This window comes from Stappia sp., assembly GCF_048261845.1.
Taxonomy (GTDB): Bacteria; Pseudomonadota; Alphaproteobacteria; order Rhizobiales; family Stappiaceae; genus Stappia.
Map to the genome: position 1 here is coordinate 1 of NZ_JBLXFR010000083.1, position 12,784 is coordinate 12,784.

A 12,784-nucleotide genomic window follows, 5' to 3' on the forward strand; every position below is an offset into this window, starting at 1 on the left:
GCGACCCGGGTGGGCGAGACCATCGTGCCGCTTGCCCCGGAGGTGCTGCGTGCGGCGCGGCGCGACTACCTGTGGGGGCGGCTGGCCGCCGCCGACCGGCTGATGAGGATGGCGACCCGGGTGGGCGAGACCATCGTGCCGCTTGCCCCGGAGGTGCTGCGTGCGGCGCGGCGCGACGTCTTCCTGGCGATCCTGGAGGAGGAGCGCGGCGAGCTCGTCGCCGATCCGGAGCTGGTTCCCGGCCTTGTCGCCGAGGTCGAGCGCGTGCTGGGCGAGGAGGGCGCGGCGCGGGCGGCGGCGGCAGCCGGACCTACGAGGACCGCGTCCGGTTGATCTCGACGCTGACCCGGCCAGCAGCGATCGGCAGGGGCGCGCCCGGCTTGTGCACCTTGACCGTGATCTTCTCGATGCGTGTGTCGAGCTCGAAGACGGCCTCGGCGATGGCGCCTGCCAGCCGTTCGATCAGGTGGAACCGGGACCGGGTCACCACGGCTTCCACCGTTCGCGTCAGACTGGCATAGCACAGCGTCTGGGCATAGACGTCGCTGCGCGAGGCCGGGCCGAGATCGAGCCAGCAGCTGAGGTCCACGACGAAGCGCTGGCCGAGCCGGGCCTCTTCGTCATGCACCCCGTGAAAGGCATAGAAGGAGAGGTCTTCAAGGTGGATAGCGTCCATTGGGCAGCTCTTGTTGATGAGAGCGCGGCCGGCACGGGAGGGCCGGGCCGAAAGGCCATGTGTTGCCGGAGCCGGCAATAAATGTCGCTCGTACCGAACAGGACCTAGCAGTGCCGAGGCCCGCCGGCAATGCCTGGACACGGCACCGGCTTGCATGACCGCGTCATGTCGCTTTCAGCCGGCGCTGCAGATGTCCGCGCCCATCAGCCTTGCGGCGCCGCGCATGCTGAAACCCGAATAGCGGCCATCGTCGAGCTGGATCTGGAGAAAGGACCCGGAGCGCAGCTTGTTCCAGAGCCAGATCATCTGGTCCTTGCAGAAGCGGCAGTCACCACGGATATAACCGAGCTTGTCGCTGCGCAGCTTGATCATCGAGCGGTCGACGACGATGCGCACAAGCTGATTCGGCGGCGGTGGCTTGCCGTTGATGACCACTTCGACGATCGGCCTGGCCGTTTGCGGACACCAGATGGCGAAGACTGCGCCGTTCATCGACCGGGTCGCATAGCGTGGCACGCCGGAAACCGCGGAGCGGCTCCATTGCCCGGCGAGAGTCGCCTCCTCGTCCGCCTGCGCCGGCGTTGCGGCCGCAGGCAACAGGGCCAGCGCAATCGCAAAAAAGCCCGCACGTACGGGTCCAGCCGTCCATGTGGATTTCGAATCGATTGCCCCGGCCCTCCATTCCCCGGGGAATGAAACGGCGGTATCGACAAAAATACAAGGTGAGACGGCTGAGAAGATGCACGAAATGCCGCTGCGTCAGCCCTCTGTGCTGTCAGGGCGCCGCGACCGTTTGCGTCGGGCCGAACCGTTCCTCGAAACAGCGTTTCAGCACGATGTCCACATCCTCCAGGGTCACGGGAAGCCCGAGGTCGACCAGGCTGGTGACCCCGTGTTGCGAAACACCGCAGGGCACGATTCCGGTGAAGTGGTCGAGGGCAGGGTCGACGTTGAGCGCCATGCCGTGGAAGCTGACCCACTTGCGCATGCGGATGCCGATCGCCGCGATCTTGTCCTCGCGCTCCCGGCCGTGCTCCGGCCGGCGCACCCAGACGCCGACCCGGTCCTCGCGCCGCTCGCCGCGCACGTGATGTTCCCACAGGGCCGCGATCAGCCAGTCTTCGAGCGCGGCAACGAAGGCACGCACGTCCTGTCGCCGGCGCTTCAGGTCGAGCATTGCGTAGACCACGCGCTGGCCGGGGCCGTGATAGGTGTATTGGCCGCCGCGTCCGGTCCTGTGAACGGGGAAACGGTCGGGGGAGATCAGGTCCTCGTCGCGGGCGCTCGTGCCGGCCGTGTAGAGCGGAGGGTGCTCGAGCAGCCAGACGCGCTCGCCAAGCGTGCCGTCGGCGATGCCGGTGACGCGCCTTTCCATTTCCGCAAGGGCGACCTCGTAGGGCACCAGCCCGTCGCTGATGGCCCATTCGACGGGAGGAGAGCCGGGTTCCGCCAGAAAGCTGCCGGCAAGAGCCGCGCGGTCTGTCATATTGCAAGTCCGTTAGCGGTTTGTTAACCAACGCCCGCCAGTGTCGGTTCGACGGGGCGGCCTCGACTGCGTCCGTAATAGAGTGAACGTGCTGCGATTGCCATCCTTCATCACGCCGGTGGTCATATGGGTATCTTCGACAATATCACCATCGAGATCTCGGTGGTGCTTGGTTCCGCCGAGATGCCGATCCACCAGCTGTTGCGCATGGGCCGCGGCGCGGTGATCGAGCTGACATCGCGCGAGGACGACGATGTCCAGATTCTCGCCAACAACATCCCGATCGCACGCGGACAGGTGGTGCTGCAGGGCGAGCGGGTCGGTGTGTCGGTGACGGAGGTCCTGGTGCGGCCGCCGGAGGCTCGCCCGGTGCGGGCGACCGGTCGGGTCTGAGGGGCGGCGGCAGGTCACACGCACCTGCCAGCAAACTATCTTGCAACCCTTGTGCATATCGACGTGCAAAGCGCTTGCGCGGCAAAAGTCGATTTGCTAGACGAGGGCTCCGCAGCGCGATGCAGCGCTTCGCGGAACGGTTATGCGGTCGTGGCGGAATTGGTAGACGCGCAGCGTTGAGGTCGCTGTGGGGTAAAACCCGTGGAAGTTCGAGTCTTCTCGACCGCACCAAAAAAGAACCCGGGCAATGCCCGGGTTTTTTTGTATCCGGTGTCCGTGCCGGCCTGGCTTCCCCGCGTTGAAAATGATTCTTCGGTTTCGGCGGTCACCGCCTGAATTTCGCCCCGAGAAGGCGAAAAAAGCATCTTCGGCAGTGCGGCATGCGATGCAGGGGCATGCTACAGAGTGGTAGGGACCGATCTGCCGTGATCCGGGACGAAAACGGATCCCGGACAGTGGCCCGTCGCGGCTGTCGGGGACCAAGGGGAGGGCTGAATTGGCCGAAGGCGAAAACGTCGACACTGCCGAGAACCCGGTGGAAATTCCGACGGTGCGCGACGAGGACGGTCGCATCGGCGAGGATTTCCTGTCCCTTGTCGAGGCCGGTGTCGAGGCGGAGAACGCGCCTGCGCTGATCGGGCTTGTCGGCGACCTGCACGAGGCGGACGTCGCCGACCTGATCGAGTCGCTGCCGGAGGATTCGCGCGTGCCGCTGGTGCGGCTGCTCGGCGACGAGTTCGACTACGCGACCCTGACGGAGCTGGACGAGGCCGTTCGCCTGCGGATTCTCGAGGAGCTGCCCTCCGACACGCTGGCGGAAGGCATCGGCGAGCTCGATTCCGATGACGCGGTCTACATTCTCGAGGATCTCGACGCCAAGGGCCAGGCGGCGATCCTTGACCAGTTGCCCTATTCCGACCGTATCCAGCTGCAGCGCTCGCTCGACTATCCGGAGGAATCCGCCGGTCGTCTGATGCAGACGGACTTCATTGCGGTGCCCCCGTTCTGGAGCGTCGGCCAGACCATCGACTACATGCGCGAATCGAAGGATCTGCCCGACACGTTCCACGAGATCTTCGCGGTCGATCCCGGCTTCCGGCTGACCGGCTCGGTGCCGCTCGACAAGATCCTCAGGACCAAGCGGGCGACCAAGATCTCGGCGATCATGACCGAGGACCCGCCGACCTTCCGGGCGACCGACGACCGGGAGGAAGTGGCGCGCAGCTTCGAACGCTACAACCTTGTCTCTGCTCCCGCCGTCGATGATGCCGGCCGTCTCGTCGGCATGCTGATGATCGACGACATCGTCGACGTCATCCAGGAAGAGGCGGAGGAGGACTTGCGCGGCCTTGCCGGCCTTGGCGACGAGGAAATCTCCGATGCGGTGCTCGTCACCGCGCGCTCACGCTTCAGCTGGCTGTTCGTCAACCTGGGCACGGCGATCCTTGCCTCGGTCGTCATCTCGCTGTTCGAGGGCACGATCGAGGCGATGGTGGCGCTGGCCGTGCTGATGCCGATCGTCGCCTCGATGGGCGGCAATGCCGGCACCCAGACCATGACGGTGGCGGTGCGGGCGCTGGCCACGCAGGAGCTGGACGGACGCAACATGTGGCGGGTGCTGCGACGCGAGGTTCTGGTCAGCCTGCTCAACGGCGTGGCGCTGGCCACGATCATCGGCGTTGCCGCCGCGCTCTGGTTCGCAAGCACCGGGCTCGGGGTCGTCATCGGCGTTGCCATTGTCATCAATCTTCTTTTCGCCGGCCTTTCCGGCTTGCTGATCCCGGTCGTTCTGGAAAAAATCAATGTCGATCCGGCGATTGCCTCCAGCGTCTTCGTCACAACGGTGACGGACGTGGTCGGCTTCTTCGCCTTCCTGTGGATCGCGGCGCTGTGGTTCGGCCTGCCGCTCTGAGCCATGTCGCGTTGCGCGAGGGGAGACGCTCATGTCGAAAGCACCGCCGCTTGGCGGCATTCTCGAAACCTCCGTCTATGTGGAGGATCTCGAGCGGGCGCACGGCTTCTATTGCGGCATTGTCGGACTGACGCGGATGGTCTCCGGCGAGCGGCTTTCCGCCTATGACGCGGGTCCCGGCGAAACACTGCTCGTCTTCGCCCGTGGCCTGACCGCGCAGGATGTCGAGACCGAGGGCGGCATCGTTCCGGGTCATCACAGCGAGGGGCCGAGCCATTTCGCCTTCCGCATCGCCGCCGACCAGCTGGAGCCCTGGCGGGCGCATCTTGCCGCCTGCGGCATTCCCCTGCGCAGCGAGGTCGTCTGGCCGGCGGGCGGGCGCAGCCTTTACGTCGACGATCCGGACGGCAATGTGGTGGAGTTCGCCGCCCCGCCGCTCTGGCCCAATTTCACGGAGTGATGCCGATGCAGCACCTCATCCTCGTGGCGCTGGGCGGAGGGCTCGGCGCGGCCGGCCGGCATCTGGTCAACCTGGCTGCGCTCAGGACCTTCGGGCCCGGCTTTCCCGCCGGCACGCTTGCGGTCAATGTCATCGGCTCGCTGCTGATGGGCCTGCTGGTCGGCTGGCTGGCGTCGCGCGCCGGCGGGTCGGGCAATGCGCTGCGGCTCTTCCTTGCTACCGGCTTTCTCGGCGGCTTCACCACCTTCTCGGCCTTCTCGCTCGATGTCGCCACCTTGTGGGAGCGCGGCGCGCTGGGCGCCGCCGCGCTCTATGCCGGCATTTCCGTCACGGCCTCGATCCTGGCGCTGGTCGCCGGCCTTGCCGCCATGCGCGCCATCGCGGCCGGGTGAGGTCTGCTAGCTTTTTTCCGGAATGCGGGCGATCACCTTGATCTCGAAATCGAAGCCGGCCAGCCAGGTGACGCCGATAGCGGTCCAGTTGGGGTAGGGCGCTTTCGGGAAGATCCCGTTCTTCACCTCCATGATCGTGGCCAACTGGTTTTCCGGGTCGGTGTGGAACGTCGTCACGTCGACGAGGTCGTCGAAGCTGCAACCGGCGGCGGCGAGCGTCGCCTCGAGATTGGCGAAGGCGCGGCGCACCTGGTCTGCAAAATCCGGCTCCGGCGATCCGTCCTCGCGGCTGCCGACCTGGCCGGAGACGAAGAGGAGGTCGCCGGAGCGGAGCGCGGCGGAATAGCCGTGCTGCTCGTAAAGGGCGTGGCGGCCTTCAGGAAAAACGGCTTCGGCTCGGGTCATGTCCCTGTTCCTTTCGTGCGGTGGGCGGCTTGCAGTGTCCCGCATCGGCGGGGCTTCACGAACCGTCTTCAGGTTTGATATACGTGGCGTATGTAATATTCATATACGGCGCGTATGTCAATTTCATATACGCGACGTATGCAAGGCGGGTGTGCCATGGCTGCGAAGAGCCGCAAGGAGACGATGCAGGAGAACCGCGCGAAGCTGATCGCGGCGGCGCGCCGGGCCTTCGCCGAGCAGGGCTTTGCCGCGGCCTCCATGGACGAGCTCACCGCCGCTGCCGGCCTGACGCGCGGCGCGCTCTATCACAATTTCGGCGACAAGAAGGGGCTGCTTGCGGCCGTCGTCGCCGAGGTTGACGGCGAGATGGCGGCCCGTGCCAGGGCATCAGGTGCGGCCAAAGGCGAGGGCTGGGACGGGCTGATGGCGGAAGGGGCGGCCTATATCGAGATGGCGCTCGACCCGGAAGTGCAGCGCATCGTGCTGCTCGACGGGCCGGCCTTTCTCGGTGATCCCTCGCAATGGCCAAGCCAGAACACCTGCCTGCAGGCAACACGGCAGGCGGTGGCGCGGCTGATCGCGGAAGGGGTGATGAGACCCGTCGATGTCGATGCGGCCGCGCGGCTCCTGAGCGGCGCGGCGCTCAACGCGGCACTGTGGGTGGCGGCGAGCGAGGATCCGCGTTCCGCCCTGCCCAGGGCGGTCGAGGCGTTTCAGGCGATGGCCGAGGGGCTGCGCGCCGACAGGGCGTGACCCGGTTCCGCCGCGCGCCACGCTTGCCCTTGAGGCTTGCGCGGATTAGGTAGGGCGCGAGATGCGCCGGGCCGGGAGGCAAGGGTCCGGGCGCGCGACCCAGGTACAAGGACAGCCATGGCCGGCATCGAACAGAAGACCGTCACCTCCGACGAGGCCGGCATGCGGCTCGACCGCTGGTTCAAGACCCATTTTCCCGGGCTTGGCCACGGACACCTGCAAAAGCTGCTGCGCACCGGGCAGGTGCGTGTCGACGGCAAGCGCGCCGAGACCTCGACCCGCGTCGAGGACGGTCAGGTCGTGCGCATTCCGCCGCTGACGGTCGACGCGCATGTTGCGGCGAAGGACAACGCCAACGCCAAGCCGAAGCCGCGCAAGCTGGTTGCCGGCGACCGCGAGGCCGTCGAGGCGATGATCCTCTACGAGGACCGCGAGGTCATGGTGCTGAACAAGTCCGCCGGCCTTGCCGTGCAGGGCGGTTCCGGCCTGACCCGCCATCTCGACGGCATGCTTGAGGCGTTCCGCGACCAGAAGGGCGAGAAGCCGCGCCTGGTGCACCGGCTCGACCGCGAGACTTCCGGCATCCTGCTGCTCGCCAAGACGCGCAAGGCGGCCTCGGAAATGTCGAAGTCCTTCCGTGCCCGCCAGACCCGGAAGATCTACTGGGCGCTCGTCGCCCATGTGCCCAAGCCCCGGCAGGGCCGCATCTCCACCTATCTTGCCCGCGACGAGGGCGAGGAGCGCATGCGCGTCGCCCGGCATGGCGAGGACGACGCCCAGCACTCGGTCTCGCTTTACTCGGTTGTGGAGAATGCCGGGCCGAAAGTGTCGTGGGTGTCGCTCCGCCCGATCACCGGCCGGACCCACCAGTTGCGCGCCCACATGGCCTATATCCATCATCCGATCGTCGGCGATCCGAAATATTTCAACGTCGAGAACTGGGAGTTCCCCGGCGGGCTCCAGAACAAGCTGCACCTGCATGCGCGCCGCATCGTCATTCCGCACCCTTCGGGGCGCGGCGTGATCGACGTTTCCGCGCCGCTCCCGGCTCACATGCAGCAAAGCTGGAACCTGCTCGGCTTCGATGCCCGCCAGTATGACCCCGACATAAACGACCCGGAGGAATAGGCCCTGTACCTGGTCATCTTCGATTGCGACGGTACCCTGATCGACAGTCAGGAGACCATCCTGCACGGGCTTGGCGTCGGCTTTGCCGCCGTCGGCCTGCCGGCTCCGGAGCGGGCCGTGGCACTTTCCATCGTCGGATTGTCGCTCGAGGTCGCCTTTGCGCAACTGACGGCGCCCGAGCATCGCCACATGGTGCCGGCCATGGCCGATGCCTATCGCGAGGCCAAGGTTGCCCGCCGGCTGGCCGGTCTCGACCATGATCCGCTTTATCCCGGCGCGCTTGCCGCGCTCGACGCGCTGTCGGCGCGCCCCGACGTTCTCCTCGGGGTTGCCACCGGCAAGGCGATGCGCGGCGTTCGCCACATGCAGGAGGCGCACGGGCTGGAGGGGCGCTTCGTCACCATCCAGACGGCGGACAAGGCGCCGTCCAAACCGCATCCGGGCATGATCCTGCAGGCAATGGAAGAGACAGGCGCGGAAGCGGCGCGCACGGTCATGATCGGCGATACCGGTTTCGACATGGAGATGGCACGTGCGGCCGGCGTTGCCGGCATCGGTGTCACCTGGGGCTATCACCCGCGCGAGCGGCTGGCGCAGGCAGAGCCCGCGCGGATCATCGACGGGTTCGACATGCTGCTGCCGGCGCTGGGCGAGACGCTTGGCTGGCAGGACGTTGTGGCGGGACGGGAGGCGGTCTGATGCGAGATCTCCTGAGCGAGCTGGAAGGCGGCGGACCGGTCGATCCGGTCGAGCGGACGCGGGCCCTGTCGCGGCGCCCGTTGCCGAAGCGCTTCTACAAGGACGTGACTCTTGGCGCCGAGGAGGGCGGCCATGTCGTCCTGCTCGACGGGCGGCCGGTGAAAACGGCCGGTCGCAAGCCGCTGGTGCTTGCCGAGGAGGCGCTTGCGGAGATCGTCGCGCAGGAATGGCGCGCGCAAGGCGCGGAGATCGACCCGCAGACCATGCCGCTGACCCGCATCGCCAACGTGGCGATCGACGCGGTGCCGGAGCATGCGGAGGATGTTGCCGACGATGTCGCCGCCTATGCCGGAAACGATCTGCTTTTCTACCGGGCGGAAAGTCCGCAGGAACTGGTGGAACTTCAGGAGACGCGCTGGGGGCCTGTCATCGCCTGGGCCGAGGCCCGCTATGGCGGGCGCTTCGTGCTGGCCGAGGGGATCATGCCGGTTTCCCAGGATGCGGGCCTGATCGCGCGTATCCGGGAGACCTTGCAACCGTTCCCGGCGCTGCGCCTGACAGGGCTGCATGTGGCGACGACGCTGTCCGGTTCGGCGCTGCTTGCGCTGGCTCTGGCCGAGGGCCGGCTCACGTCGGACGAGGCCTGGGCTGCCGCCTTTGTCGACGAGGACTGGAACATCCGCCTGTGGGGTGCCGATCCGGAGGCGGAGCGGGTGCGGGCCCAGCGCCGCCGCGATTTCGACGCGGCGGCAGCGGTGCTTTCGGTTACGCGAGCTGGGACGTGATGGTCCAGACCGTCCAGGCCTCACCGGTGTTGTTGCCGGTGGAGGTGCTTGGCGTCGCGAGATAGTTCTCCACCGACTGTGCCGATTGCGAGGTGGTGGTGCAGGGGCACGAGCCGGTCTTGCTGTCCGGCGTGTAGCCGTAGTCCAGCGTCATCGTATAGGCGCCGTTGGACGTCGAGACGGTGACCGTGCCACTGGCCGCGCCATTGGTGCCGCCGCCGGAATAGGCGAAACCGATGGCAAAGCCGTTGTTGGGGATGTCGGTCCCGGACGACAGTCCGTGCAGGCTGCCGACCGTGCTGTCGTGGCTTTCGATCGAAAAGTCCGCACCGGACAGGTTGATGATCTGGACGAGGCTTCCGTCGCAACAACTCATGGGAAAGTCCTTTCAGCGTTGAATGGCCTTGGTGGGTTCGGGGCGGATCAATCGGCGGCAATCTGCGGCCGGGGCGGGCGTGCGACGAGCGCCGGACGAACGAAGGCTTCCTCGATGTTGCCCAGCGCATAGTGCTGGACGACGATCGGGTTGAGGCCCGACACGACCGAGGACAGCGGCACATAGGTCGAGTTGTAGACATTGATCACGTCGGTCATCTGCCAGCGCAGGACGATGATGTCGTCCTGGCTCGCGTTCGACACCGTGTCGGAGACATAGGTCGTCGTCTGCTCGTTCACGCTGACCTGCTGGAAGGTCGTCGACTGGGCGTTGAGGCTGGCGGAAATGCCGGCGGAAACCGGGCCCCAGCCGGCATGGGCGTCGACGCCGACGGAGGCGCCGACCGTATCCTCGGTCGAGGAGGTGACCTGCCGTCCGGCAACGATCGTGTAGCTCACCGTGCGGCTTTCGCCCACTGTCAGGGAATAGCTGTCGCCCTGCAGGTTCCAGTATTGCTCACGGGTGATGTAGTTGACGGTGCCGTTGATGTCCGTGACCGTCGAGCAGGCGACCATCACCAGCGGTGAATTCACCGGCACCGGCACCGCCTGCGTCGGTTGCGGGATCGGTCCGATATTGTTGGGCTCGGACAGGACGGAACTGTCGATAGTGTATGTCGCGTTGCTGCCCGGGAATGTGTAGGCGGAGATGAAGCTGCCGCTTGTTGCCGAGGTGAAGACGAAGTTCTCACCCGCATCGCCCGCGATGGCGGCATTGGCGCCGGCCGCGATATAGCCCTCGTAACTCCGCGTGCCGGCAGAGGTGATCGAGTAGACGAACACCTTGACCGGCAGCTTGTTGTAGACGGTGACCGTGACGGAGGTGGTTGTCTCTTGCGCTGCGGGCATGGGGGAATAAAGCCGTCCGGCAATTGCCTTGTCATAAAGATCGCTCATGAGAAAATGCACCCTCTGACTGAAGCTCCCCGAAACGCTACCAAGGGCTGTAGGGCGGTTCAATACAAAAAATTGCACTGGCACATGTTGCAATCTATGAGTGCGGATGCTTACCTTGCCTGGACGCGTCGGCGGCCCTGGCGGCAAGGCTTGCTGCCCGGAACCCTTTGCCGACGCTCCTGGTTCTCTTCGACTGGAAGGAAGCGCGCATGCGGGGGCGGGACTATCTGACCGTCGGTTTCTGGAACATCGAGAAGCACAATGTGCTCCCGGAGGAAGGGCAGGCGGCGTTCGAGAGCCAGATGCTGCGTCGCAGCAGCCAGGTCATGCGGGCGATCGAGCGCTGGTTCGTTTCGTCCCGATTCGACATTCTCATTCTCGCGGAAGTCTCGCGGCGGGGGGAGGGCGGCGACAGGTTCGCCCGGGAAGTCGCGACGCGGCTGAGCCGTCAGATAGGCCTCCTCAGGTTCAACATGCAGGGTGCCTTCCACTGGTCGGAAGGCAATGGCGGCCGGGTCAGTCCCTGCAACTTCGCGGTCATCTGGAACGAGGGCATCGCGGAACTGACCGGGCTTGGCGGCCGGGTCAGTTTCTACTGGGAACCCGACTGGGTGCGGCCGATGATCATCCTGCAGGGGCAGACGCTGGTCGTCGGTGGCATCCATGCCAAGGCGGCGCGCCGGGATCTGGCGCAGCAGGAGATTCTCGAAGGCTGTGGCTACCTCAACAGATTCCGCCAGCGGGCGGTGCTGATCGGCGACATGAACATCCCGTATGACGAATTTCCGAGGGATGCCGAGCGCGAGCTTGCGCGGATGGATTGGACGCGACGGCCGCCGGGCTTGCAGGCAACGCATGTCTCCCGTGGCGGAGGCTACCGGCCGGCGGTTCTCGATTACATCTGGCACGACGGGGGAACCGTCCAGTGCAATCCCGACCCGCCCGACCCGGACTACAACGAATGGGACGAGAACGACCACGCGCCGATCCAGTACGATGTCGTCTGGAACGTCCAGGGCTATGACAAGCTCGACGAGATGGACGTGGATCTGGCGATGGCGTGATGTCCCGGGCTTCCGGGTCAGCCGGGGGCTTGCGTTCCGCCGTCCTGCCGTTCCAGCAGGCCGCCCAGAACCATGTCGACATGGGCGGCAAGGAAGCGCTCGGTCTCGACCGGGTCGAAACGGTCAAAGGTCATCTTCCAGACGATGGTCATCACCGCCGGGGCGACGATGACGATCGGCAGGTCGGTCAGCGCGCTGCGGCGGAATTCGCCGCGCTCGACCCCGCGGCGGACCAGGGCGGCCAGCACTGCCTGCCCACGGCTGATGACGCGGCGGTGGTAGAGTTCGGCAATCGCCGGGAAACGGCCTCCCTCCGTGATGATGATGCGCATCAAGACATGCAGTCCGTCCTCGAACAGCGCCTTGTAGATGCGGGGCAGGGCCGCGCGCACGAGGTTTTCGGAAGAGCCGGGAAAGCTGTCGACCATCCCCGAGACATCGTCGAAGAACGGTGTCAGGCGCGCGGAAAGCGCTGCTTCGAACAGGTCTTCCTTGCTGGCGAAATAGCGGTAGATCGTGCCCTTGGCGATGCCCGCGCGCTTCGCCACATCCTCCAGCCGCGTCGCCGCGAAGCCGTTCTCGGCGAATTCCGCCAATCCCGCATCGATGATCTCACCCGGACGGGCCTCCTTGCGCCGCCGCCGGCGTGGCGGCGTTGCCGGAGCGGTGTCGCTCTCCGTCATCGTCCTTGCATGTCCTTCCCCTGCCTGTTAATGACTTTCGAGTCATTAACAGGATCATGTCATGTCATCAAGCCTCAGGCCCGATCCGGCCAGGTCCGGAAACGCGGGAAAACCGACGCATCCGGCCGGGCCCGCTGTGCCCGAAGGGCCGACGTCGCTTCCCCTGAAGGCCGTTCGGCGCGAAGTGCCGTCCGGCGAGGCCACGGTTCGTGGCCGACTATGGACGATCCTTCGTCGCCTGCGTAGCCTTGCGCTTGGCCTTGTTCTCCTTGCGGCCGGCGTGGCGGCGGGTGTCGTGCTCCAGCAGCGCGACCTCGTTCCCTGGCCGTTGTCGGCCACCCGGCCGGCGGCGCAGTCCGCTCCGGCCGGAGCCGGTGCTGCCGTCGACCGCGCGGAACCCGGGATCGTCTACGGGCTCGGCCGGTTGCTGCCGGACGGGTTTGTCGTCACCGTGGCGCCGCCCTTCGGCGCGGGCGATGCCCGCATGGCGAAGCTGTTGGTGGCGGAGGGCGAGCGGGTCGGAGCCGGTGATCTTCTTGCCGAACTGGTCACCCGGCCGATGCTTGAGGCGGCCGTCCTTTCCGCCGAGGCGAATGTCCGGCAGCGCGAAGCGGAG

17 protein-coding genes, 1 tRNA gene and 1 pseudogene are annotated in these 12,784 nt (G+C 66.2%); 12 read left to right on the top strand and 7 right to left on the bottom strand.

Going from position 1 to position 12,784, the window contains the following annotated elements; translation table 11 throughout:
• Nucleotides 1-333, top strand: a 333-nt coding sequence (locus ACN0T5_RS19825; protein WP_417770344.1) for a hypothetical protein, incomplete at its 5' end; no start/stop codon positions are given.
• Here ACN0T5_RS19825 and folB read toward each other — a convergent pair.
• From folB to lipB, 3 genes are all read right to left on the bottom strand, one after another.
• On the bottom strand, nucleotides 311-676 hold the full coding sequence (folB, locus tag ACN0T5_RS19830) for a dihydroneopterin aldolase (protein ID WP_417770345.1): 366 nt from the start codon (nucleotides 674-676) through the stop codon (nucleotides 311-313). The genes ACN0T5_RS19825 and folB overlap by 23 nt on opposite strands.
• Before the next feature lie 174 nt (nucleotides 677-850).
• Complete coding sequence (locus tag ACN0T5_RS19835; RefSeq protein WP_417770346.1) at nucleotides 851-1,168, bottom strand: hypothetical protein; 318 nt, start codon at nucleotides 1,166-1,168, stop codon at nucleotides 851-853.
• Between the two features lie 283 nt (nucleotides 1,169-1,451).
• On the bottom strand, nucleotides 1,452-2,162 hold the full coding sequence (gene lipB / locus ACN0T5_RS19840; protein ID WP_417770347.1) for a lipoyl(octanoyl) transferase LipB: 711 nt from the start codon (nucleotides 2,160-2,162) through the stop codon (nucleotides 1,452-1,454).
• A gap of 126 nt (nucleotides 2,163-2,288) precedes the next feature.
• Between lipB and ACN0T5_RS19845 the strand changes: the two genes are divergently transcribed.
• From ACN0T5_RS19845 to crcB, 5 genes are all read left to right on the top strand, one after another.
• Nucleotides 2,289-2,555, top strand: a complete 267-nt coding sequence (locus ACN0T5_RS19845) for a FliM/FliN family flagellar motor switch protein (RefSeq protein ID WP_417770348.1) — start codon at nucleotides 2,289-2,291, stop codon at nucleotides 2,553-2,555.
• Between the two features lie 144 nt (nucleotides 2,556-2,699).
• Nucleotides 2,700-2,786, top strand: a tRNA-Leu gene (locus tag ACN0T5_RS19850).
• Between the two features lie 265 nt (nucleotides 2,787-3,051).
• The gene (mgtE, locus tag ACN0T5_RS19855) at nucleotides 3,052-4,467 is read left to right on the top strand and encodes a magnesium transporter (protein WP_417770349.1); all 1,416 of its coding nucleotides are present in this window, start codon (nucleotides 3,052-3,054) and stop codon (nucleotides 4,465-4,467) included.
• A 31-nt stretch (nucleotides 4,468-4,498) separates the two neighbouring features.
• Nucleotides 4,499-4,927, top strand: coding sequence for a VOC family protein (locus tag ACN0T5_RS19860; protein ID WP_417770350.1), 429 nt, complete (start codon nucleotides 4,499-4,501; stop codon nucleotides 4,925-4,927).
• Nucleotides 4,928-4,932: 5 nt separating this feature from the next.
• Entirely contained in the window at nucleotides 4,933-5,319 is a 387-nt protein-coding gene (crcB, locus tag ACN0T5_RS19865) for a fluoride efflux transporter CrcB (protein WP_417770351.1), read from the top strand.
• 6 nt (nucleotides 5,320-5,325) lie between these two features.
• Here crcB and ACN0T5_RS19870 read toward each other — a convergent pair whose 3' ends face one another.
• Nucleotides 5,326-5,724, bottom strand: a complete 399-nt coding sequence (locus ACN0T5_RS19870) for a RidA family protein (protein WP_417770352.1) — start codon at nucleotides 5,722-5,724, stop codon at nucleotides 5,326-5,328.
• A 156-nt stretch (nucleotides 5,725-5,880) separates the two neighbouring features.
• Here ACN0T5_RS19870 and ACN0T5_RS19875 point away from each other — a divergent pair, with 156 nt between their 5' ends.
• The 4 genes from ACN0T5_RS19875 to ACN0T5_RS19890 all read left to right on the top strand — a co-directional run bounded on the left by ACN0T5_RS19875 (nucleotide 5,881) and on the right by ACN0T5_RS19890 (nucleotide 9,089).
• Nucleotides 5,881-6,477 (top strand): TetR/AcrR family transcriptional regulator, encoded by a 597-nt coding sequence (locus ACN0T5_RS19875; RefSeq protein WP_417770353.1) that lies wholly within the window; start codon nucleotides 5,881-5,883, stop codon nucleotides 6,475-6,477.
• Between the two features lie 117 nt (nucleotides 6,478-6,594).
• Nucleotides 6,595-7,605 carry an RluA family pseudouridine synthase gene (locus tag ACN0T5_RS19880; RefSeq protein WP_417770354.1) on the top strand — a complete coding sequence of 337 codons (1,011 nt, stop codon included), beginning with the start codon at nucleotides 6,595-6,597 and terminating at the stop codon, nucleotides 7,603-7,605.
• A 15-nt stretch (nucleotides 7,606-7,620) separates the two neighbouring features.
• Nucleotides 7,621-8,304 carry an HAD-IA family hydrolase gene (locus ACN0T5_RS19885; protein ID WP_417770360.1) on the top strand — a complete coding sequence of 228 codons (684 nt, stop codon included), beginning with the start codon at nucleotides 7,621-7,623 and terminating at the stop codon, nucleotides 8,302-8,304.
• A complete protein-coding gene (locus tag ACN0T5_RS19890) occupies nucleotides 8,304-9,089 on the top strand; it encodes an ATP12 family chaperone protein (RefSeq protein ID WP_417770355.1) in 786 nt (261 codons plus the stop codon). Before ACN0T5_RS19885 ends, ACN0T5_RS19890 begins: the two co-directional genes overlap by 1 nt.
• Here ACN0T5_RS19890 and ACN0T5_RS19895 read toward each other — a convergent pair.
• Together ACN0T5_RS19895 and ACN0T5_RS19900 are read right to left on the bottom strand one after the other, a co-directional pair.
• Nucleotides 9,070-9,465: a hypothetical protein gene (locus tag ACN0T5_RS19895; protein ID WP_417770356.1), complete on the bottom strand. Its 396-nt coding sequence runs from the start codon at nucleotides 9,463-9,465 to the stop codon at nucleotides 9,070-9,072. The genes ACN0T5_RS19890 and ACN0T5_RS19895 overlap by 20 nt on opposite strands.
• Nucleotides 9,466-9,512: 47 nt before the next feature.
• Nucleotides 9,513-10,421: a hypothetical protein gene (locus tag ACN0T5_RS19900; RefSeq protein ID WP_417770357.1), complete on the bottom strand. Its 909-nt coding sequence runs from the start codon at nucleotides 10,419-10,421 to the stop codon at nucleotides 9,513-9,515.
• Nucleotides 10,422-10,588: 167 nt separating this feature from the next.
• On the opposite strand from ACN0T5_RS19900, the gene ACN0T5_RS19905 reads away from it, so the two are divergent.
• Nucleotides 10,589-11,485 carry an endonuclease/exonuclease/phosphatase family protein gene (locus tag ACN0T5_RS19905; RefSeq protein ID WP_417770358.1) on the top strand — a complete coding sequence of 299 codons (897 nt, stop codon included), beginning with the start codon at nucleotides 10,589-10,591 and terminating at the stop codon, nucleotides 11,483-11,485.
• Between the two features lie 17 nt (nucleotides 11,486-11,502).
• Here the strand turns inward: ACN0T5_RS19905 and ACN0T5_RS19910 are convergent, their stop codons facing one another.
• The gene (locus ACN0T5_RS19910; protein WP_417770359.1) at nucleotides 11,503-12,168 is read right to left on the bottom strand and encodes a TetR/AcrR family transcriptional regulator; all 666 of its coding nucleotides are present in this window, start codon (nucleotides 12,166-12,168) and stop codon (nucleotides 11,503-11,505) included.
• 61 nt (nucleotides 12,169-12,229) lie between these two features.
• Between ACN0T5_RS19910 and ACN0T5_RS19915 the strand changes: the two are divergent.
• A pseudogene (locus ACN0T5_RS19915) lies at nucleotides 12,230-12,784 on the top strand (hypothetical protein); the annotation flags it as partial.

What these genes read in the sequence shown, in the direction of transcription:
- ACN0T5_RS19900 (WP_417770357.1), bottom strand. Translation starts at nt 10,421, where the DNA reads ATGAGCGATCTTTATGACAAGGCAATTGCCGGACGGCTTTATTCCCCC.
- ACN0T5_RS19875 (WP_417770353.1), top strand. Translation starts at nt 5,881, where the DNA reads ATGGCTGCGAAGAGCCGCAAGGAGACGATGCAGGAGAACCGCGCGAAG.
- folB (WP_417770345.1), bottom strand. Translation starts at nt 676, where the DNA reads ATGGACGCTATCCACCTTGAAGACCTCTCCTTCTATGCCTTTCACGGG.
- ACN0T5_RS19910 (WP_417770359.1), bottom strand. Translation starts at nt 12,168, where the DNA reads ATGACGGAGAGCGACACCGCTCCGGCAACGCCGCCACGCCGGCGGCGG.
- ACN0T5_RS19890 (WP_417770355.1), top strand. Translation starts at nt 8,304, where the DNA reads ATGCGAGATCTCCTGAGCGAGCTGGAAGGCGGCGGACCGGTCGATCCG.
- crcB (WP_417770351.1), top strand. Translation starts at nt 4,933, where the DNA reads ATGCAGCACCTCATCCTCGTGGCGCTGGGCGGAGGGCTCGGCGCGGCC.
- ACN0T5_RS19880 (WP_417770354.1), top strand. Translation starts at nt 6,595, where the DNA reads ATGGCCGGCATCGAACAGAAGACCGTCACCTCCGACGAGGCCGGCATG.
- ACN0T5_RS19845 (WP_417770348.1), top strand. Translation starts at nt 2,289, where the DNA reads ATGGGTATCTTCGACAATATCACCATCGAGATCTCGGTGGTGCTTGGT.
- ACN0T5_RS19870 (WP_417770352.1), bottom strand. Translation starts at nt 5,724, where the DNA reads ATGACCCGAGCCGAAGCCGTTTTTCCTGAAGGCCGCCACGCCCTTTAC.
- lipB (WP_417770347.1), bottom strand. Translation starts at nt 2,162, where the DNA reads ATGACAGACCGCGCGGCTCTTGCCGGCAGCTTTCTGGCGGAACCCGGC.
- ACN0T5_RS19835 (WP_417770346.1), bottom strand. Translation starts at nt 1,168, where the DNA reads ATGAACGGCGCAGTCTTCGCCATCTGGTGTCCGCAAACGGCCAGGCCG.
- ACN0T5_RS19895 (WP_417770356.1), bottom strand. Translation starts at nt 9,465, where the DNA reads ATGAGTTGTTGCGACGGAAGCCTCGTCCAGATCATCAACCTGTCCGGT.
- ACN0T5_RS19860 (WP_417770350.1), top strand. Translation starts at nt 4,499, where the DNA reads ATGTCGAAAGCACCGCCGCTTGGCGGCATTCTCGAAACCTCCGTCTAT.